The sequence below is a fragment of the Variovorax brevis genome (assembly GCF_030317105.1).
In the GTDB taxonomy this organism is placed as follows: domain Bacteria; phylum Pseudomonadota; class Gammaproteobacteria; order Burkholderiales; family Burkholderiaceae_C; genus Variovorax; species Variovorax brevis.
In genome coordinates this window covers 31,629-52,070 of sequence record NZ_JASZYG010000021.1, presented here as the reverse complement: position 1 = coordinate 52,070, position 20,442 = coordinate 31,629, and the positions used below count along the sequence as shown (strand labels likewise).

General features: G+C 66.0%; 17 protein-coding genes. 11 read left to right on the top strand and 6 right to left on the bottom strand.

The window, feature by feature from the left end; translation table 11 throughout:
* Positions 1 to 4: 4 nt before the first annotated feature.
* Positions 5 to 1,363, bottom strand: a complete 1,359-nt coding sequence (locus tag QTI66_RS33795; RefSeq protein ID WP_286564748.1) for a PQQ-dependent sugar dehydrogenase — start codon at positions 1,361 to 1,363, stop codon at positions 5 to 7.
* 149 nt (positions 1,364 to 1,512) lie between these two features.
* Here QTI66_RS33795 and QTI66_RS33790 point away from each other — a divergent pair, with 149 nt between their 5' ends.
* From QTI66_RS33790 to priA, 6 genes are all read left to right on the top strand, one after another.
* Positions 1,513 to 2,256 (top strand): alanyl-tRNA editing protein, encoded by a 744-nt coding sequence (locus QTI66_RS33790; RefSeq protein WP_286564747.1) that lies wholly within the window; start codon positions 1,513 to 1,515, stop codon positions 2,254 to 2,256.
* A 51-nt stretch (positions 2,257 to 2,307) separates the two neighbouring features.
* A complete protein-coding gene (locus tag QTI66_RS33785; protein ID WP_444815082.1) occupies positions 2,308 to 4,515 on the top strand; it encodes a protein-disulfide reductase DsbD family protein in 2,208 nt (735 codons plus the stop codon).
* A gap of 103 nt (positions 4,516 to 4,618) precedes the next feature.
* A complete protein-coding gene (locus tag QTI66_RS33780; protein WP_286564746.1) occupies positions 4,619 to 5,317 on the top strand; it encodes a thioredoxin family protein in 699 nt (232 codons plus the stop codon).
* A gap of 64 nt (positions 5,318 to 5,381) precedes the next feature.
* Entirely contained in the window at positions 5,382 to 5,801 is a 420-nt protein-coding gene (locus QTI66_RS33775; RefSeq protein ID WP_286564745.1) for a CoA-binding protein, read from the top strand.
* A gap of 67 nt (positions 5,802 to 5,868) precedes the next feature.
* On the top strand, positions 5,869 to 6,972 hold the full coding sequence (hemE, locus tag QTI66_RS33770; protein WP_286564744.1) for a uroporphyrinogen decarboxylase: 1,104 nt from the start codon (positions 5,869 to 5,871) through the stop codon (positions 6,970 to 6,972).
* Positions 6,973 to 7,345: 373 nt separating this feature from the next.
* Positions 7,346 to 9,472: a replication restart helicase PriA gene (gene priA / locus QTI66_RS33765; protein WP_286564743.1), complete on the top strand. Its 2,127-nt coding sequence runs from the start codon at positions 7,346 to 7,348 to the stop codon at positions 9,470 to 9,472.
* Between the two features lie 17 nt (positions 9,473 to 9,489).
* On the opposite strand, the gene QTI66_RS33760 is transcribed toward priA, so the two are convergent.
* Positions 9,490 to 10,689 (bottom strand): OmpA family protein, encoded by a 1,200-nt coding sequence (locus QTI66_RS33760; RefSeq protein WP_286564742.1) that lies wholly within the window; start codon positions 10,687 to 10,689, stop codon positions 9,490 to 9,492.
* A complete protein-coding gene (locus QTI66_RS33755; RefSeq protein ID WP_286564741.1) occupies positions 10,686 to 12,470 on the bottom strand; it encodes a serine/threonine protein kinase in 1,785 nt (594 codons plus the stop codon). The genes QTI66_RS33760 and QTI66_RS33755 overlap by 4 nt, the downstream gene beginning before the upstream one ends.
* Before the next feature lie 180 nt (positions 12,471 to 12,650).
* Between QTI66_RS33755 and QTI66_RS33750 the strand changes: the two genes are divergently transcribed.
* Positions 12,651 to 13,550, top strand: a complete 900-nt coding sequence (locus QTI66_RS33750) for a hypothetical protein (RefSeq protein ID WP_286564740.1) — start codon at positions 12,651 to 12,653, stop codon at positions 13,548 to 13,550.
* Positions 13,551 to 13,582: 32 nt separating this feature from the next.
* Here the strand turns inward: QTI66_RS33750 and QTI66_RS33745 are convergent, their stop codons facing one another.
* Positions 13,583 to 13,798, bottom strand: coding sequence for a hypothetical protein (locus QTI66_RS33745; protein WP_286564739.1), 216 nt, complete (start codon positions 13,796 to 13,798; stop codon positions 13,583 to 13,585).
* A gap of 200 nt (positions 13,799 to 13,998) precedes the next feature.
* On the opposite strand from QTI66_RS33745, the gene QTI66_RS33740 reads away from it, so the two are divergent.
* A complete protein-coding gene (locus QTI66_RS33740) occupies positions 13,999 to 14,715 on the top strand; it encodes a hypothetical protein (protein ID WP_286564738.1) in 717 nt (238 codons plus the stop codon).
* A 4-nt stretch (positions 14,716 to 14,719) separates the two neighbouring features.
* Here the strand turns inward: QTI66_RS33740 and QTI66_RS33735 are convergent, their stop codons facing one another.
* Positions 14,720 to 15,691, bottom strand: a complete 972-nt coding sequence (locus QTI66_RS33735; protein ID WP_286564737.1) for an AEC family transporter — start codon at positions 15,689 to 15,691, stop codon at positions 14,720 to 14,722.
* Between the two features lie 112 nt (positions 15,692 to 15,803).
* Here QTI66_RS33735 and QTI66_RS33730 point away from each other — a divergent pair, with 112 nt between their 5' ends.
* Genes QTI66_RS33730 through QTI66_RS33720 form a run of 3 tightly spaced genes read left to right on the top strand, consistent with a single transcriptional unit; the run spans position 15,804 to position 19,497 of the window.
* A complete protein-coding gene (locus tag QTI66_RS33730; RefSeq protein ID WP_286564736.1) occupies positions 15,804 to 17,885 on the top strand; it encodes an ATP-dependent helicase in 2,082 nt (693 codons plus the stop codon).
* Positions 17,882 to 18,334 (top strand): hypothetical protein, encoded by a 453-nt coding sequence (locus QTI66_RS33725; RefSeq protein ID WP_286564735.1) that lies wholly within the window; start codon positions 17,882 to 17,884, stop codon positions 18,332 to 18,334. Before QTI66_RS33730 ends, QTI66_RS33725 begins: the two co-directional genes overlap by 4 nt.
* Positions 18,325 to 19,497: a phospholipase A gene (locus QTI66_RS33720; RefSeq protein ID WP_286564734.1), complete on the top strand. Its 1,173-nt coding sequence runs from the start codon at positions 18,325 to 18,327 to the stop codon at positions 19,495 to 19,497. The genes QTI66_RS33725 and QTI66_RS33720 overlap by 10 nt, the downstream gene beginning before the upstream one ends.
* On the opposite strand, the gene QTI66_RS33715 is transcribed toward QTI66_RS33720, so the two are convergent.
* Positions 19,494 to 20,429: an SMP-30/gluconolactonase/LRE family protein gene (locus QTI66_RS33715; protein ID WP_286564733.1), complete on the bottom strand. Its 936-nt coding sequence runs from the start codon at positions 20,427 to 20,429 to the stop codon at positions 19,494 to 19,496. The genes QTI66_RS33720 and QTI66_RS33715 overlap by 4 nt on opposite strands.
* Positions 20,430 to 20,442 lie beyond the last annotated feature (13 nt).

Sequence of the window (20,442 nt, the reverse complement as noted above, 5' to 3'; positions counted from 1 at the left end):
TGCGCTACTGCGTGCGCGACACGCGCCAGACGGTGTTGCCGACGTCGTCCGCGACCAACAGCGCGCCCGACTTGTCCAGTGTCACGCCGACCGGCCTGCCTTGCGCCTTGCCGTCCGCCGAGAGGAAGCCCGTGAGGAAGTCCACGGGCGGGCCCGACGGACGACCACCGATGAAGGGCACGAACACCACCTTGTAGCCCGACAGGGGACGCCGGTTCCACGAACCGTGCTGGCCCACGAAGGCCCCCGTGGCGAACTCCGGCGGCATGCCGCGCGGATTCGAGAAGGTCATGCCCAGCGGCGCGACGTGCGAGCCGAGCGCGTAGTCCGGCGCAATGGCCTTGGCCACGAGTTCAGGTCGCTGCGGCTGCACGCGCACATCGACGTGGCCGCCGTAGTAGCTCCACGGCCATCCGTAGAAGGCGCCGTCTTTCACCGAGGTCAGGTAGTCCGGCACGAGATCGCTGCCGATTTCGTCGCGCTCGTTCACCACTGTCCACAGCGCCTGCGTGTCGGGCTCCCACCCGAGGCCGTTGGGGTTGCGCAAGCCGCTGGCAAACAGGCGCTTGGCGCCGGTTTGGGGATCGACTTCCCAGATGGCGGCGCGGCCCTCTTCGGCCGCCATTCCGTTTTCGCCGATGTTGCTGTTGGAGCCCACGGTGACGTAGAGCTTGCTGCCGTCCGCACTCGCGATCACGTTCTTGGTCCAGTGGTGATTGATGCCCGCTGGCAGATCCGTCAGCTTGGTCGGCGCCGCACTCGCTGTCGTCTGGCCGGTGGTGTAAGGCAGCTTGAGCAGCGCGTCCGCATTGGCGATGAAAAGGTTGTTGCCCACCAGCGCCATGCCATAGGGCGAACTGAGGTTGGCAAGAAAAACGCTGCGCGTCTCGGCCACGCCATCGCCGTCCGCGTCGCGCAGCAAGGTGATGCGATTGGCGCTGGGCACCTCGGCGCCGGCGCGCTTCATGAGGACGCCCATGGCGACGCCGCGGGCGCGGGCCACGACGCCGGTGCCGCCATCGTGGGAGCCCTCCGGCTTGGGCGGCTTGTTGCTCTCGGCGACGAGCACATCGCCGTTCGGCAGCGTCAGGAGCCAGCGCGGATGGTCCAGATTTCGCGCCAACGCGACGACCTTGAAGCCGGGGGCTGGCGTGGGGACGGCGGTGTCTGTCCAGCCGGTCGCGGCGGCGACCTTGACGGTGGGGATCAATGTCTTGTTGGGTGGCGGGAGTTCGGGTGTGGGGCCGATGCCCGCCTCGGGCGGCAGCTTGGCTGTGTCGCCGCAACCCGCCAGGCACGCTGCCAAGAGCGCGGCCGGAATGAGGGGCCATGCCCTCGCTGTAGACCTTGAAAACTGCTTCATCGCAAACGACTCCTTTGGCCGCGCAAGGCACGGCGATCCAAACCCATGAGATTTGCAAGCCTCGCCCGCCTGATGCGCCGGCGATGTCGGTTTGAGGCGCTTTCCTGCGTCGGCGCACCCGGAAAAGGCGGCGCCGCTACCATCGACGCATGACCGAAGATCTCTTCCGCTCCGATGCCTACCTGCGCGAATGCGAGGCCAGGGTGTTGCGCATCGGCGAAGGCGGCATCGTGCTCGAGCGCACGGTTTTCTATCCGCTCGGGGGCGGGCAGGCGGGCGACAGCGGCGAACTCGTGGCGGCCAGCGGCGTCAGGCTGCTCATCGTGGACACGCGAAAGGCCAAGGACGCGGACGGCAACCCGACCGACGACATCCTTCACGTTCCCGCGTCCGGGCAGGACGAGGCGCTCGCCACGCTCCGTGCGGGCGACACGGTGACGGCGCGCATCGACTGGGAGCGCCGCCACAAGCTGATGCGCTTTCATACAGCGACGCACCTGCTGTGCCACCTGGTGCCGCAACCCGTCAACGGCTGCTCGATCACGCCGGACTATGCGCGCCTGGACTTCCACATGACCGATCCGCTGGACAAGGAAGCGCTCACCGCGGGCCTTGCGCAACTGGTGGCGCAGGCACATCCGTTGGCGGTCGGCGCCATTTCGGATGCAGATCTGGACGCCAACCCTGCCCTTGTGAAAAGCATGAGCGTTCAGCCGCCGCGTGGCACGGGCACCGTGCGCACGATCCGCATCGGCGGCAGCGCCCACATCGACTTCCAGCCCTGCGGCGGGACCCACGTGGCGAACACGCGGGAAATCGGCCCCGTCGTCGTCACCAAAATTGAAAAGAAAAGCGCCACCACCCGCCGCGTCGTGCTGGGCTGGGCGGCTTGAAGCCGGATGCCGCCGGAACTTCGCCAGCGTGCTGATGCTCGGACCCTCCGCATGACCCTTTTTCGCGCGCTGCTCGCCCCGTTTGCCCTGGTGGCCGCCATGTCGGCTGGCGTGCCGGCGGCTGCCCAGTTCGCGCCCGCATCCGCGCAGGCCGTCGTCACGACGCCGCACGTCAAGGCTGAACTGCTGGCCTACGCACCCGAGGGCGTGACGGCCGGCGCGCCCGTCTGGGTGGGTCTGCAGCTGACGCACCAGCCCGAGTGGCACACCTACTGGAAGAACGCCGGCGACTCGGGCTTGCCCACGGAACTGTCGTGGACCTTGCCGAAGGGCCTGTCGGCTGGCGACATCGCCTGGCCGGCGCCCAGGAAGATTCCCATCGGCTCGCTGGCCAACTACGGCTACGAGAACACCGTCTTGCTGCCAGTGCCTTTGCAGGTCGCCAACGACTTCAAGCCGGGGCTTTTTTCTTCGGGTGCCGAGCAGGCCGAGATCAGGCTCAAGGCCTCGTGGCTCGTGTGCCGCAAGGAATGCATTCCGGAAGAAGGCCAGTTTGCGCTGAAGCTGCCGGTGCAGGGCGCCACGGCGAGCCGCCGCGCCGAGTTCGAGGCGGCCTTTGCCGCGCAGCCGGCGCCGCTGGCGGACGGATCGGGCCACATCGAGGTCGCGGGCGACAAGCTGCTGGTGAAGGTCGATGGCCTGCCTGCCAACGCGCACGGCCGCACGCTGGCGTTCTTCCCTGAAACCAACGACGTCATTCACAACGGCGCCGTGTCAGGCAAGGACTGGACGCAGTCCTGGGAAGGCAACACGTGGACGGCCACGGTGCCACTGGCGCAGCAACGCAGCGCCAGTCCCCCAGTGATGCCGGTGGTGCTGGCACTGACGGATGCCCGGCCGGGTGACACGCCGGTCGCGTGGCGTGCCGAAGCGCCGGTCAGCGGCACCTGGCCGGCGGCGACTGCGCCGGCGCCGACGACCGAAATCTCACCTGCGCTGCGGGCCGCATTGGCGGCGAATGCCAACGCCAACGTCAGCCCGGCGCCCGTCAAGGCCAGCGGCACCCTCATCGCCGCGCTGCTCGGCGCACTCCTTGGCGGCCTCCTGCTCAACCTGATGCCCTGCGTCTTCCCGGTGCTGGCGATCAAGGTGCTCGGCTTTGCGCGCCATGCACAGGACCGGCGCGGCCATCGGCGGGCAGCGGTGGCCTATACCGTGGGCGTGATCGTCTCCTTTCTTGCCCTGGGAGGCGCGATGCTGGCGATGCGCGCCGCCGGCTCGCAACTGGGCTGGGGCTTTCAGCTGCAATCACCCGCCGTCGTCGCTGCACTCGCGGCGCTGTTCACGTTGATCGGGCTCAACCTGGCTGGCGTGTTCGAGTTCGGCCGGATGGCGCCGCAGTCGCTGGCGGGCGTCAAGGTGCGGCATCCGCTGGCGAATGACTTTCTGTCAGGGGTTCTCGCGGTGGTGATCGCCTCGCCGTGCACTGCGCCGTTCATGGGCGCCTCGCTCGGCTTTGCCATCGGGCTGCCCGCGGCGGAAGCGCTCTTGCTGTTCGCCACATTGGGATTGGGCCTGGCCTTGCCCTACCTCCTGGCTGGCTTTGTTCCGGCGATCGCCGTGTTGCTCCCGCGGCCGGGCGCGTGGATGAAGACGCTGCAACGCCTGCTGGCCTTTCCGATGTTTGCCACGGTGGCGTGGCTGGTGTGGGTGCTGGGGCAGCAAAGCGGCATCGATGGCGCGGGTGCCTTGCTCGCCTTGCTGGTGTGCCTGGCGGCAGTCGTCTGGTCGCTGACCTTGCGCGGGCGATCGCGCATCTTCATTTCCGCGCTGCTGCTCGCCTGCACCGCGCTGCTGGCGGGCACCATGGGCCGCAACATCGTGAATGTGGCGCAGGCCGTGCCGGCGTCGAACGCCGCCGACCGGTGGCAGCCGTGGTCGACGCAGCGCGTGTCGGAACTCGCGGCGGATGGGCGCCCCGTGTTCATCGACTTCACCGCTGCGTGGTGCGTGACCTGCCAGTACAACAAGAAGACGACCTTGGCCGACGCCGAGGTGCTCGCCCAATTCGACGCCAGGAACGTCGCCCTGCTGCGTGCCGACTGGACGCGGCGCGACCCCGCCATCACTGCGGCGCTGGCCGCGCTGGGGCGCAATGGCGTGCCGGTGTATGTGCTTCAGTCGCCCGGAAAAACCCCGGTGGTACTCACCGAGATCCTGGGCAAGGATGAGGTTCGCGCGGCGCTGGAGGCGCTCTGAAATACCGCTTGACCATGCGTGGCGACGGGTTGTAACCCTGACCTTAAAAATCAGCGCTAAGCTGTCGCCGTTGTTGAGTATTTTTTCGGGAGTTGAGACACACATGTCGACCATTTCTAACTCCGCCGCACGTTCTGCCCGCGCTGCTCGCGAGGCCCGCGCCGCCCTCACCCGTGCATCGCGCCGCGCCATCATGGCCGCCGCCGTGGCGCTCGGTTCGGCGCTGCTGATGGGAACCGGGGGCGCACACGCCGCGCCAGCCGTCGGGCAGAAGGCGCCCGACTTCGTCGCACAAGACACCAAGGGCGCGCAGCACAAGCTGTCGGACTTCGAAGGCAAGTACGTGGTGCTGGAGTGGACCAACCCAGGCTGCCCCTTTGTGCAGAAGCACTACAACAGCGGCAACATGCCCGCCACACAGAAGTCCGCGACGGCCAAGGGCGTGGTGTGGCTTTCCATCAATTCCACCGAGCGCGCCGCCTCCGACTACCTGCCGCCCGCCGACCTGGACAAGTGGATGAAGCAGCGCGCCGCCGCGCCCACCGCGACGCTGATGGACCCCGATGGCGCCATTGGCCAAGCCTATGGCGCACGCACCACGCCGCACATGTTCATCATCGATCCCAAGGGCGTGCTGGTGTACGCCGGCGGCATCGACAGCATTGCGTCGTCCCGGCAGGAAGACATCAAGACGGCGACCAACTACGTCAACCAGGCGCTCAGCGAGGCCTTTGGCGGAAAGCCGATCTCCGCCGCGACCACCCGCGCCTACGGCTGCTCGGTGAAGTACAAGTCGGTCTAGGACGACGCGCACGGGGCCGCACGCCCGGCCTGCACGCCGGCGACAAGCGCACCACAATGTGTGCATGAGCACTGAACTTCTGGAACCCGACATGCGCGCCCTCTTCGCGCGCACGCGCACCATCGCGGTCGTGGGGCTGTCGCCCAAGCCGCATCGCACCAGCCACGCCGTGTCGCAGTACATGCTGGCGCAGGGCTTTCGCATCATTCCGGTCAATCCGAACGCGCGCGAGGTGTTCGGTGAACCGGCGTACGCCACGCTGACCGAGGCCGCCCAGCACGAAAAGATCGACCTGGTCAACGTGTTCCGCCACTCGGAAGATGTGCCGCCCGTCATCGACGAAGCCATCGCCATCGGCGCGCCTGCGGTCTGGTTGCAGCTTGGCATCTGGCACGACGAAGCGGCCGCCAAGGCGCAGGCGGCGGGGCTGGAGGTGGTGCAGGACCGCTGCATCATGGTCGAGCACCGGCGCTTCGGGCGCTGAAGGTGGCGAGTCCGAGGACCGAAAGCATCGCTGCGGTTCCGCCGGCCTCGCCTGCGACAATCGCAGGATGGCCTTTGCTCCCCTGAAGAACGACACCTTCCTGCGCGCCTGCTGGCGGCAGGCCACCGACTACACCCCCGTCTGGCTGATGCGCCAGGCCGGACGCTATCTGCCCGAATACGTGGCGACGCGTGCCAAAGCGGGGAGCTTCATGGGCTTGGCCACCAACGTGGACTACGCCACCGAGGTCACCCTGCAGCCGCTGGAGCGCTTTCCGCTCGACGCGGCGATCCTCTTTTCCGACATCCTCACCGTGCCAGACGCGATGGGGCTGGGCCTCTCGTTCGAGGTGGGCGAAGGCCCTCGCTTTGCCCGCGCGGTGCGCGACGAAGCAGCCGTGGCGGCGCTGGCCGTGCCGGACATGGACAAGCTGCGCTATGTATTCGACGCCGTCGGCTCCATTCGCCGCGCGCTCGACGGCAGGGTGCCCCTCATCGGCTTTTCAGGCAGCCCCTGGACCCTCGCCTGCTACATGGTCGAAGGCGCCGGCTCCAGCGACTACCGCCTGGTCAAGTCGATGCTCTACGGACGGCCCGACCTGATGCACCGCATCCTGGCGGTCAATGCGGACGCCGTTGCAGCCTACCTGAACGCCCAGATCGAAGCCGGCGCGCAGGCCGTCATGATTTTCGACAGCTGGGGCGGCGTGCTGGCCGACGGCGCCTTCCAGGAATTCAGCGTGGCCTACACCGCCCGGGTGCTGGCGCAACTGCGGCGCAACGGCGTTGACGGCACGCCCGTGCCACGCATCGTGTTCACCAAGGGCGGCGGCCTGTGGCTGGACGACATGCGCGCGCTCGATTGCGAGGTGCTGGGACTGGATTGGACCGTCAACCTGGGCCAGGCCCGCGTGCGAGTTGGCGAAGGCGCCCAAGGCAAGGCGTTGCAGGGAAACATCGATCCCAACGTCTTGTTCGCTGCGCCGGAGCAAATCGCTGCCGAGGTCGGCAAAGTTTTGCGGAGTTTCGGAAAACCGCATGCCGATGCTGCAAAAACCGGTCCGACCCACATCTTCAACCTTGGCCACGGCATCAGCCAGTTCACGCCGCCTGACCATGTCGCGGCGCTCGTGGACGCAGTCCATTCACAGTCTCGGGCACTCCGCGCATAGCGACCACTTACAACTTGTTAAAAAGTGTAATGTGAGAACGCCAGTTTGACTTTTGTCAAGGGTGCAGAGGTGAGGAGCGACTGACTTATACACAAACGCGGTGTTGCGCTGCGCAAAATGGTCTGAGCCGATGCGCCCATTGCTCCTAAAGCGATAGCGCTCCTAAGTTGTTGATTTATATAGACTTTAACTTTTGCTTTTTTTGCGGGCATTCCAGCCAGAGCCTTGATTTTCAAGGGTTCGGCGGCCGTCAAGAGGGGATATCAACAAAGTTATCCACACAAACTCTGGACGATCCACAAAGCACAAGCAAATCAATGACTTAGTTCGCTTTTTTCCAAGTCGCTTTAACAAACGCCCCCACGCATCCCCCATGACCTGGCGCCTCGAGATTGCCGTGCAAACCCCTGCCCACAGCGCGCTGGGTGACGTTTTGAGCTATTCCAGCGCCGATCGGCTGGCGCGCGGGACGTTGGTTCGCGTTCCGTTGGGGCGGCGGGAAGTTCTGGGGGTCGTCTGGGGTTCGGACGCCGCCGAGGCCAACGAAGCGAATGCGCCGGACGAAATGGCCCTGAGGCCCGTCGCCGCCGCGCTCGACGCGTTGGCGCCGCTCAGCGATGCTTGGCGTGACCTGATCGCCTTTGCGGCTCGCTACTACCAGCGCGCCATCGGCGAGGTCGCATTGGCAGCGCTGCCGCCGCAATTGCGCGACCTCAGCGCTGTTCAACTCGCGCGGCGCCTGAAGCGCGGGTCCGGAACCCTGAAACCCACGGCTGACGCCGCGCCAGCACCGGCAGACCTGCCCGTCCTGAGCGCCGAACAGCAACTTGCCCTCGCGCGGCTGGAGGCCGAAACCGGGCCCTTCCTGCTCTTTGGCAGCACCGGCAGCGGCAAGACCGAGGTGTACCTGCGAAGCGTCGCTGCACTGCTGGCTCGCCAACCGGACGCGCAGGCGCTGGTGATGGTCCCGGAAATCAACCTCACGCCGCAGCTGGAGGCGCGCTTCAAGGCGCGCTTCGGCGATGCGGCCGTGGTGTCGCTCCACAGCGGAATGACCAACCCGCAACGCTTGGCCAGTTGGCTCGCCGCGCACAGCGGCGCCGCGCGGATCGTGCTGGGCACGCGCATGGCGGTGTTCGCGTCGATGCCGATGCTGCGCCTCATCGTGGTCGATGAAGAGCACGACCCCAGCTACAAGCAGCAGGAGGGCGCCCGCTATTCGGCGCGCGACCTGGCGGTGTGGCGCGGCCGGCGCGAAGGGGCCAAGGTCGTGCTGGGGTCAGCGACACCGTCGCTGGAGAGCTGGTACCTGAGCCGCCCGGCCGAAGGCGTCGATCCAGGCGGTCGCTACGTGCGGCTGGACATGCCGTCCCGCATAGATTCCATCGTCGGCCCGGGCGCCTTGCCGACGGTGCGGCTGGTCGACATGAACCTTCAGCCGCCCAAGACCGTGCTCTCCGGCGCCTTGCTGGACGCCATCGGCCAGCGGATCTCGCGCGGCGAGCAGAGCATGGTGTTTCTGAATCGCCGGGGCTATGCACCCGTGCTGGCTTGCGGCGACTGCGGCTGGAAAAGCGAGTGCCCCTACTGCAGCGCACACCGCGTCTTTCACAAGATCGACCGAACGCTGCGCTGCCACCACTGCGGCCTGGCCGAACGCGTGCCGCGCGCCTGCCCGGCCTGCGGCAACTTGGACATTGCGCCGGTCGGCCGCGGAACGGAGCGCCTCGAAGAGCATCTGGCAGAGCTTTTCGCGCCAGTGAAGCGTCCCGACGGCTCGCCGGTGCGCATCGCGCGCATCGATGCGGACAGCACGCGAAAGCAGGGATCGCTGGAGCAGCAACTCGCCGCCGTGCACGCCGGCGACGTCGATGTGCTGGTCGGCACGCAGATGATCGCCAAGGGCCACGATTTCCGGCGCATCACCTTGGTCGCGGCGGTCAATCCCGACGGCGCGCTTTTCTCAAGCGACTTCCGCGCGCCGGAGCGGTTGTTCAGCCTGCTGATGCAATCGGCCGGTCGTGCCGGCCGCGACGCGGCCTACCTCGCCGCGCAAGGCAGCGGCGCGCAAATGTGGATCCAGACCCACCATCCGCAACATCCTCTGTTCGTCGCGCTGCGACAGCACAACTATCCCGCCTTCGCACAGCAGCAACTGGATGAGCGCCGCGCCTCGGGCATGCCGCCCTTTGCCTATCAGGCATTGATTCGCGCCGACGCGCGTTCGCAGGAGATCGCGCAGGCGTTTCTGGCCGCGATGGCTGCCGAATCCGACGGGGTGGAGGGTGCGGACCGCGTCACGCGGTACCCGCCGGTACCACTGACGATCCAGCGCGTCGCCAATGTCGAGCGCGCGCAAATGCTGGTGGAAAGCGCTTCACGCGCGGCGCTTCAAAAGTTCCTGGCGCAGTGCCAGCCCCTGCTCCACCAACTGCGGCAGGCGCCTGTGGGCAAAGGCCTGATCCGCTGGCTGGTGGATGTAGACCCGCAGGCGATCTGAGCCCGCTGGTCACTCCGTCAGGCGCAGGGCACCACCTTGAACTCGACGCGCCGGTCGAGTGCATCGACGGCGTTGTCGGTGCCCGTACCGATGATGTTCTCGCGGAAGCCCTTGCCCTCGGGCGTGGTGCGTCCCGCGAGGTCTGCGGCTTGCGTCGTCAGTTTCTGCTGGATGGCGTTCGCACGATCGAGCGACAGCTTGTCGTTGAATTCCTGCGTGCCGGTGCGGCTGGTGTGGCCCACGATGCGCATGCACACCTTGGCCGCACTGCTGCCACGGGCCAGTTGGCCCATCCACATCGCATACTGGCCGCTGACTGCTGGGTCGGCCCAGAACTCGGTCGTTCCGGGCGTGAACAGGAACTTCACACCGAGTTCCTTGCTGGCAATGCCGTAGGCAACGATTTTTCCGAAGGTCTGCTCGGCTTCAACCATCTTGTTGAGCTTGACCTGGGCGAGGTAGATGCCGCTGAGCACGCGAAGCTGCTCGCCCGCGGGCAGTGCCGCGGCTGCGGAGTACTGCTTCAGGGCGTCTTCATACTTGCCGGCCGCATACGAGGCCGCCGCTTCCTTGACCATCGGCGCCACCGCAATGCGCTCCATGTAATAGGCGTCGGCGTTCTCGCCCGGTGGCGTCTCCGTGGTACGGACATAGCCTGAAATGACCTTGTCCGTGGGAAGGATGGGGCTGTCCTGCTCGGTGGCGACAGGCGTGCCATCCAGGCCATCGTCTCGCGCCAGGGCCGAGGCTTGCGCCGCGACTTTTCCGCTGCGCATTTCGGTCAATGCGAGCTGGATCTTGACTGGCGCACTCGCATTGCCCACTTGGCGCTTCAATGTGCCCGTCAACAGATAGGTCGCCTTGGAGATGCTGGACGGCTCGAAGGGCAATAGCGCGAAGATCCCGGGCTGGGACCCCAGTTGCTCGGACACCAGCATCTGAACCAACTGCGTTGCCTCGGTTTGCTGGCCGCTTCCGGCGTCGATCATGGGATCCACGACGATGCCGCGCGCTGGAAGGAGCTTGCCCAGGGCGCTCGGTTCTGCCTGTGCAAGCAATGACGCGGTGGCTTGTGCGACGGCCTTGTCAAGCGGATACACGGCGGTGGTGGACGTTGCCTTGGGCGCGGCACAGCCGCTCAAGACCAGTCCCAACGCAAGGCCCGAGCTGGCGAGCATGGATTGCAGCCGTCGTCTCGAAGGCTTCTCATTGATCATTTTTTACACTCCCTTTTTAGAAAACTTGCTTCCCCGGCGCGCAGGCCGCCCAGTGAAGCCGATTGAAGAATCTCTCTGCAGCGCGCTTGAACGCCTGCGCTCTTTGCCGGCGCTACCGGTGCGATGGGGGCCGGCGCGACGGCGACGCCGGCGTCCTGCTGCGCCGGCTTCACGGCCCGCTCACGCTCACGCTCACGCGCCGGCGTCGGCGTCGGCGTCGGCGTGCGATGGGACGCTACGGGCACGGAAGGCGGCTCGTCCTGCCGAGGCACTTCCACCGCCTCACGCACGACGCGTGGCTTGGGTCGCCTTGGCGCAGGCGCTGGTTTTGGGGTCGCTGCCGGATCTGGTTCCGCGACGGGCGCAGGCGCAGGTGCTCTCGTCGGCGTCGGCGTCGGCGTCGGCGTTGGCGTTGGCGTTGGCGTTGGCGTTGGCGTTGGCGTTGGCGCTGGCGCGGTTGGCGTCGGTACTGCCACAGTTGCGGTTGGCGTTTGCGCCGGTTCCGGAGGCGAAACAACAGTCGGTGAGGGCGCCGGACTTGGTGAGGAAGCTGAAATATCCGACGGCGTCGGCAACGCACTTGGCGTCTCCACACTGCCCGGCACGGTCGACCTGGAGCCGGCCGACGGCGTGTCGCCCCCAAACTGCTGAAAGCCGATGGCCGCCAGCCCAAGTGCGACCACGCCCGCGACCAACGCAAGCACCCCGGTCCGACGCGCCTTGGGCTCCTTCAAGACAATCGGCCGCTCCAGGACAAAAGGCGGCGGGGTCTGGCTCTTCGGCGCTTCGGCCACGACCGCCGGCGCGGCTGCAGCCGACGTTGGTGCCTCGACCCACTTCCCGGTCAGGCGTTCCAGGAATTCCGCCGTGCCTTGCGGTCTCGCTTCCGGCCGCAGCGCCAGCGCCGAATCGATCGCCGCCAGGAACGCCGGGGTGTAGCGGCCGCTCGCGAGCGTGAACAGCGGCACGAGGCGATCGTCGGCGAGTCGGTCCACCGACGGCGTGGGCACATGCCCGGCCACCGCGGCGTAGACCATGGCCGCCAAGGCATAAAGATCGGTCCACGGACCGGGCTTCAGCGAGTCGTCCTGCGAATACTGCTCGATGGGCGCAAAGCCCGGATTGAGCAGCGGCCCGGCTTCTTGCGCCACGATTCCGAGTACGCGTCGCCCTCCGCCCAAGTCCATCAGCAAGGGGCCATCGTCGGTCAGGAGGATGTTGTCAGGCGCCAGGTCACCGTGAACGCGACCCGCCGCATGCATCGAGGACAAGACGTCGAGCAGCGGGCGCAGGAGGCGCAACAACTCGTCCTCGTCCGGCGCCCGTCCCAACTCCTCGAAAGCCCGCGCAAGCGTCGATCCATGGACAAATGGCATGGACAGGTACGCCGTGCCATTGCCTTCCCAGGTCAGCAGTCCCCGCACCACCGCGGGATGCTCGAAGCGCGACAGCATGCGCGCCTCGTCGATGAAGCCCCGCAGGCCGACGTCAAAGCTTTCCTGATGGCGCGGCGACTTGGGGACGACGGAGGTCGACAGCGGATCGCGCGCCGCCACGCTCGCGGGGAGATATTCCTTGATCGCGACGTGTTCGAGAAAGTCGTCGTACGCGAAGTAGACCGTGCCCAGTCGCCCCTCGCCGATCACGCCGATGACTTCATAGCCACCCAGGCGCGTGCCTTCGGGCAATGCGGACGCACCCAAGCGGGGGCCGCCAACGGCGTCCTTTTCCGGCGCGACAAGGCGCGACTCTTCTTCAACGCGAACTTCCGTCGCTTGCATGTAACTCCCTGATACCTCGCTCGACTCTAGCAGGGCATGAGTACCAAAGTACCAGGCTTAGTTCACGCAGATGCGATCAATTTCTCACGCTCCATTCGGCCTCGCTTGTACGCAGTGCGTTGAAAATTGAAGTTCGCCCTATAGCGTTTGGAAGACGTTGCGGCTATCGTGTGCAACCACATGAGCACGCCTCCGCGCCGCTTTCTGTTCCGTTTGGCCCTTGTCGCCTGTCTGGGGTTCGGCGCAGCCGCGCAAGCACAGGCTCCCGCACCCGACGCGGCCGCGCAGGCGGCCACCCTGCAGGCCAAATTCCAGTCACTCCAGTCTGCACTGGCGAACAACCCCTTCAAGCGCAAGCTCGCGCTCGAATCCACCGAAACCTCCGGCAAGCTTGCCGGCGACATCTACGCCGTCGTGGAGCACCCGTTCGACCAGGTGAGCGCGGGCCTCAAGACGGCGCCGAGCTGGTGTGAAGTGCTGATGCTGCACCTCAACACCAAGAACTGCCAGGTGCAGGGCGCCGGTGCGAGCCCGATGCTGGCGGTGGCGCTGGGGCGCAAGTTCGACCAGCCGATGTCGGATGCGCAGGTCGTCAAGTTCAACTTCCGTCAGGCCACGGTGTCGCCCGAATACCTGGACGTTCGGCTCGGTGCCGACGAAGGCCCGCTGTCGACGCGCGACTATCGAATCGAACTGACCGCGACGCCCATTCCCAACAACCAGACCTTCATCCACCTGAGCTATTCGTACGCCTACGGGACGGCGGCCCGGCTGGCGATGCAGGCTTATCTCGCCACCATCGGCAGCGACAAGGTGGGATTCACGGCCACCGGACGGGATGGCCAAGGCAAGCCGCAATACATCGGCGGCGTGCGCGGCGTGGTCGAGCGCAACACCATGCGCTACTACCTGGCGATTGATTCATACCTGGACGCGCCGGCGCCGGCCGATCTGGACAAACGCCTGGCCGCCTGGTTCGACGGGACCGAGCAGTACGCACTGCAGTTGCACGAAGTCGATCGCGCGGACTACATCACCATGAAGCACAACGAATTCAAGCGCATGAAGGGCGGCTCCTGAGCCCCTTCAGTGCCGCGCCCCATGACTGCGCGTCAGCGAACGGTCATGGGTTGCTTGGCCATCTGCACGTAGCGCAGTTCGTTGCCGGAGCGTCGGCGGCGCGCCGTTGTTCCTGGCCAGGCAAACAAGCCCAGACCCAATGCGGATGCCGTGAGCGCCAAACCGGCGCCCAGCGCATGGACATGCCACAGCCAACCCATGGTGCAACACCAAAGCAGCCAAAGCGCGACGCGAAAGACAGTCGTCATCGAAATGCTCCCGTTATGTCCGCTACTCTAAGCCAGATTGAAAACAGAAGAACTAGCCAGACGGCGTACGGAGACCTGACCAGGTGTGGGGAACCTCCGTCAGGCGCAAGATTCTGAAAAACTGATTGACGCCACGCCTGCAGATTGCAAGCTATGCGAAGTGATTGCGCACAACGGTTCGGGACCCAAAAGGGAACGCCATGAAAACGCTGAATCGCCTTTCGTTGATCTTGGCCCTCGCCTGCGGCGCCGCGGCAGCATCCCATGCGGCTGAACTCACCCTGGAAGGCAATCGCCTGCTGGTCCAGGGCATGCTGGACGGCAGTGCGGCGCAAACCTTTGTCGAACACCTGAACACCGGGAAGGTGCAAACGGTCGTCTTCGAAGACTCGCTCGGAGGCACGGCGGAAGCGGCCGGCCTCTATGCACAGGCCATTCGCGCCACGGGTGTGAACACGGAAGTCCGCGGCCAGTGCTATGCCGCTTGTGCCTATGCCTTCCTGGCGGGCAAGGACCATCGCTTCGGGCGGGGCCCGCAGGTCAACGTGCTGCTGATTCCCGTGGGCGCGCGGCCCAAGGCGAGCGAACTGACCGATCGCTGGCGCGGCGACGAAGCGCAAAAGACGCTGGCCGAATTCACCACCACGCTCAACAGCAGCAATGCGCCGCAGGCCACGACAGCGAGTGCTGGCTCTGATGAATCACCGCCGGTGGACGCGGGCCCTGTCGCGGTGTCCACGGCCGGCCCCAAGGAAAAATGGCAACCCGAACACGGCGTCGTGTTCATGGCCACACCTACGCTGTTTGGCCGGGTCTACAACACCTATTACTGCGACGGCACGCAGGGCCGCGACGTTTCCCGGTGCGAACTCCTGTCCGACGCCGATCCCCGCAAGCTTGGCGTGCTGACGCAATAGTTGCTCAGCGCAGGCGCGCGGTCTGCTCCACGACCAGCGGAAAGCTGAAGAAGGCCGCCACCGTCGTCCACAGAATGATGCGGGCAATGCGCCCGTTGTCGGCGCCAAAGCGTTCGGCCAGCATCGAGACGTTGCTCGCACTCGGCAGCGCCGCGACCAGCACCAGCGCCACGCAGGCCGGCAGCCCCAGCGGCAAGCCCAGCGCGCGCGCCGACAAGGCCACCCCGAGCACCAGCACGGGATGCGCCAGCAACTTGACCAGGACAACGGGCAGCACGTCCCCCACGCGCGCACGGCCCCGCGCTTCATGCGCGAGCATCGCGGAGCGCGCCAGCACGGCGCCGATGGTGAACAGGGCCGCGGGCGATGCCGCGTCGGCCAGCATGGCAATGGTGCGGTCGATCGGCCCCGGCAGCTTGTATTGCGTCGCGGAAGCGAGCGCGCCGAGCAGGATCGACCACGGCAAGGGGTTGAGGAGCATGCCCGTGAGCGCACGGCGCACCGCTTGCGCCACACCGCCCGAGCCCGCGCTGTCCAGCCGCGAGAGTGCGATGCACACCGAGGACGTCACCACCATGTCGAAGGCGATCGTGATGATGACTGGCCCGGCCGACTGCGCGCCGAGAATGGCCGTGAGCAGGGGCACGCCCATGAACCCCGTGTTGGGAAAGGCCGCCACCAGCGCGCCAAAGGACGCGTCGTTCCACCCGATGCGCGCATTGCGGGTGAACGCAACGACCAAGCCCACCAGCGACAGCGCGCAAAGCCCCCATACCAAGGCCACGCTGCCGTCGAGCAACTGCCCGATGGGGGTGCTCGCCCCAAAGCGGTACAGCATGCATGGCAGTGCGAAATACAGGACGAAGGCGTTGAGGCCGGGAATGGCCTCCAGCGGAAGTATGCGCACACGTGCGGCGGCATACCCGGCGGCAATCAGCGCGAAAAAGGGAACGGTAACAAGAAAGATGGGCAGCACTGGCGGGGAATTGTCGCCGCGTCCTACGGCATCGGGGCAATTGGGAGGGGGACCCCCCGTATGATCACCCGCTTCCCCGCTGTTTCGCCTCGCGCCGCCCCTGTTTTTTTGAATGTCTGCCGGTCTCAATCTTTCGCAACTGGAAGCTGTCAACTACCTCAACGGACCCTGCCTGGTTCTGGCAGGTGCGGGCTCCGGCAAAACGCGCGTCATCACGCACAAGATCGCCCGGCTGATCCAGGCCGGCCTTGAGCCCAAGCGCATCGCGGCCATCACCTTCACGAACAAGGCGGCGGCGGAAATGCGCGAGCGCGCCAAGGGATTGATCGGGCGCGACGCCAAGCACGTGGTGGTGTGCACCTTTCACGCACTGGGCGTGCGCATGATGCGCGAAGACGGGGCGGTGCTCGGCCTGAAGCCCGCATTCAGCATCCTCGACGCAGATGACGTCACCAAGATCCTGAAAGACGCTGGCGGCACGACCGACGCGGCCACTGCGCGCATCTGGCAGTGGACGATCAGCAAGTGGAAGAACATGGGCCTGAATTCCGAACAGGCCGAAGCGCAGGCGGCGGACGACAACGAACGCATCATCGCGCGCATCATGGCGCGCTATGAAGAGCGGCTGACGGCCTACCAGAGCGTGGACTTCGACGACTTGATCGGCATGCCGCTCAAGCTGTTGAAAGACCATGATCAGGTGCGCGCGAAATGGCAGGCCGCGCTCGGCCATGTGCTGGTCGACGAATACCAGGACACCAACGCCACGCAGTACGAAGTGCTCAAGGCCATCGTGGGCACGCGCGGCCACTTCACGGCTGTGGGCGACGACGACCAGTCGATCTACGGCTGGCGCGGCGCCACGCTGGACAACCTGAAAAAGTTGCCCGTCGACTACCCCACCCTCAAGGTCGTCAAGCTCGAGCAGAACTACCGGAGCACCAGCGCCATCCTGCGTGCGGCCAACAACGTGATCGGGCCGAACCCGAAGCTCTTTCCCAAGACACTGTTCAGCGAACTGGGCGAAGGCGAGCCGGTGCGGGTGGTCGATGCGGACACCGAAGTGCATGAAGCCGAGCGCGCCGTGGCGCGCATCGTCAGCCTGCGCGAAACCTCGCAGCACAAGGAATTTCGCGACTTCGCGATCCTCTACCGCGCCAATCACCAGGCGCGCGTGTTCGAACAGGCTTTGCGCAAGGCGCAGGTGCCCTACAAGGTCTCCGGCGGACAGAGCTTCTTCGACCGCGCCGAGATCAAGGACCTGTGCGGCTGGTTTCGCCTGTGGGTCAACAACGACGACGACCCGGCCTTCCTGCGGGCAATCACCACGCCCAAGCGCGGCATCGGCCACACCACGCTGCAAAGCCTGGGCGTGTTCGCCACGCAATACAAGCTGAGCCTCTTTGAAGCGCTCTTCAGCCACTCGCTGCCCAGCGTGATACCCAAGCGCGCGCTCGAGGGCCTGAACGAGTTCGGCCGCTACATCAACTACCTCGAATACAGCGCCAAGCGCACCGAAGGCGCCGAGAACGCGCGCACTTTCCTGAACAACTGGCTCAAGGAAATCGAGTACGAGAAGCACCTGTACGACGGTGAAGAGAGCGAGACGGCCGCTGCCAGCCGCTGGACCAACGTGATGGAGTTCTGCGACTGGATGGCGCAACGCTGCGGCGGCCAGATCGACGACGCATCGGGCGCCAACACCGTCAGCGAAACCAAGAACCTGCTGGAAGTGGCGCAGACGATTTCGCTGCTCTCCACCATCAGCGAACGCGAGCAGGACCAGAACGTCGTCACGCTGTCGACACTGCATGCCTCCAAGGGTCTCGAATGGCCGCACGTGATGCTGATCGGTGCCAACGAAGGCCTGTTGCCCTTCAAGCTCGACGATGACGAGGGCCGCCAGGAAAAGGTGGCCGAGAGCGTCACCGAGCGCCTGCAGGAAGAGCGACGCCTCATGTACGTGGGCATCACGCGGGCTCAGCGAAGCCTGGCCGTGAGCTGGACGCGCAAGCGCAAGAAGGGCCGTGAGATGGTGGCGGCGCAGCCCAGCCGCTTCATCGCCGAGATGGGCCTGGACAAGACCACCGTGAAAGAAGATCCGCGCGAGAAACTCAAGGCACTGCGCGCCGAGTTCGCCAAACGCGCAGCCGACACCGCCGCTGCGGCCGCGGCAGCGCCCACCACCCCATGAAGGCCACGCGGATTTCCCTGGCGCTGGTCATGGCGTGGCTGCTTGCCGTGTCCGCTTGCGCCCAGATCGCGGCGCCCAAGCCGCCCGCCGCCGATTGCCCGGCGAGCGCAAAAGACCTGCCGATGCAGGCGCTCTACGGCACTTGGGACGCGACCTTCGACGGCGTCCCCGGCATTGCAACGGTGGTGCTCGAAAAGCATCCCGACTACGACGGCGTGCGCGGCACCATCCAGCGCGCCGGAAAGCCCCCTGCCCGATTGGCAGGCGATATCGATACCGATGGATTGCTCGCCCTGGACGAATCGCAGGACGGACAAAGCATCGACGCAAGCTGGTCCGGCGACACGACGCCGGGCACTTGCGGGAAGGAATTCAAAGGCACATGGAGAAAAGCCTCCGACGACAGCACGCGTCCCTTCGTGCTTCGCAAGACGGGTCAGTGGAATTGACGTGGCGCGCGCCTGCGCGTGGCGTCGCCCTCTCGACAGGACTGGCCCTTGCGGTTCTTGCCTGCCAGGCGCAGGCGCAAACGACACTCAAGCCCGCCAGTCCATTGGCGGACGACCAGCTGACCTGGCAACAGTGCCAGCGCCTGGCCGACAACAAGGACGCACGCCTGGCATGCTTCGACCGCTGGGCGCAGCAGCAAACGCTGCCAGCTTCGGCAGTGCCACCCGCGCCGCCGGCACTCGCATCGACGCATCCCGACGACAAGCCGGCGCCGCCCGTTGATGCCAGCATCCCGGCCACGCGCGTGGTCTCCGTCGCGACGGACGAGGGCTGCCGCGACCAGCAGTACTCCACCCTTTCAAGATTCTGGGAGCTCGAAGCCGGGACCAATTGCGGCACCTTCGGCCTGCGCGGCTATCGCCCGCTCGACATCTCCTTTGGCGCGGCAACCGAAAAGCCGCAGGTGCCCACCTCGCCGTCGCCGAACCATACGGGTACGCCGGTGGACTACCAGTCCAACGAGATGCGACTGAACCTTTCGCTGCGCACCAAGGTCGCGGAGGGCCTCCTCACGCGCGGCGAGTCGCGCATGGATTCGCTGTGGTTCGGCTATTCGCTGCAGTCGACATGGCAAGTGTTCAACGGCGCGCTGTCGCGCCCGTTCCGTACGACGGACCACGAGCCCGAGATGATGTACGTCTACCCCACCGACATCCAGCTGCCCGGCGGCTGGCGCTGGCGTTATGCGGGTGCGGGCATTGCGCACCAGTCCAACGGGCAGAGCCTGCCGCTGTCGCGCAGCTGGAACCGCGTCTACCTGATGGGCGGCGTCGAACTGGAGGACCGCTTCCACATCACGGCGCGCGTCTGGAAGCGCATCGAAGAGGACCCGGAGAAAGACGACAACCCGGACATCGTCGACTACATCGGCAAGGCCGAAATTGCCGGATGGTGGAACGTTGACGAGAGGAACTCGGTCGGCCTCACCGTGCGCGCCTTCGGCAAGGGCTCTCAGCGGCTCGAATGGCTGCGGGCCCTCGGCCCGGCCAAGAGCAACCTGCGCTTCCACATGCAGCTGTTCAACGGCTACGGCGACACACTGATCGACTACAACCGCAACCGCACGGTGCTGAGCGTCGGCCTGAGCCTTGTGGATTTCTAAACGGCCGCAGGACGCGTGGCGCCTCGCGTGTTGAGGTACACCGAATAAAGCGAAGTCGTGCCGCAGATGAACAGGCGATTGAGCTTGGGGCCGCCGAAGCAGACGTTGGCCACGACCTCGGGCACCTTGATCTTTCCGATGAGGTCCCCTTCAGGGGTGTAGCAGTGCACGCCGTCGAAGGCGCTCGTCCATAGGTTGCCGTGCACGTCGATGCGAAAGCCGTCGAACAGCCCGGCGGTGCACTCGGCAAAGACTTCGCCGCCGCTCACGCTGCGGCCATCGGCGCCCACGCGGAAGCGGCGGATGTGATGCGGGCCGTTGGGCACGTGCGTCTCGCCGGTGTCCGCCACGTACAGCAGGCTTTCGTCCGGTGAAAACGCCAGTCCGTTGGGCTGCACGAATCCGCTGGAAACGCGCGTCACCACGCTCAGGTCGGGCTCGATGCAGTAGACGCACTGGTCGCCGATTTCGTTGGGCGATGCGTCGCCTTCGTAGTCGCTGTCGATGCCGTAGCTCGGGTCGCTGAACCAGATGCTGCCATCGGACTTCACCACCACATCGTTGGGCGAGTTGAATCGCTTGCCCTCGAAGTGCGAAGCCAGCACGGTGCGCTTGCCGTCAAAGCCGACCCGCGACACACAGCGCCCGCGGTGCTCGCACGACACCAGCCGGCCCTCGCGGTCCACCGTGTGGCCGTTGGTGTTCATCGCCGGCTGGCGGAACACCGAAACCGATCCATCGGTTTCGTCCCAGCGCATCATGCGGTCGTTGGGAATGTCGGACCACACCAGGTAGCGCCCCGCCGCAAACCACGCCGGCCCTTCGGCCCAGCGGCAGCCCGTGAAGAGCTTTTCGAGGTGCACATTGCCAAAGGCGTACTTGCGAAAGCGATCGTCGATCACTTCGAAGCTCGGGGTGAGGTCAAGGGCCATCGAAGCGCTCCTT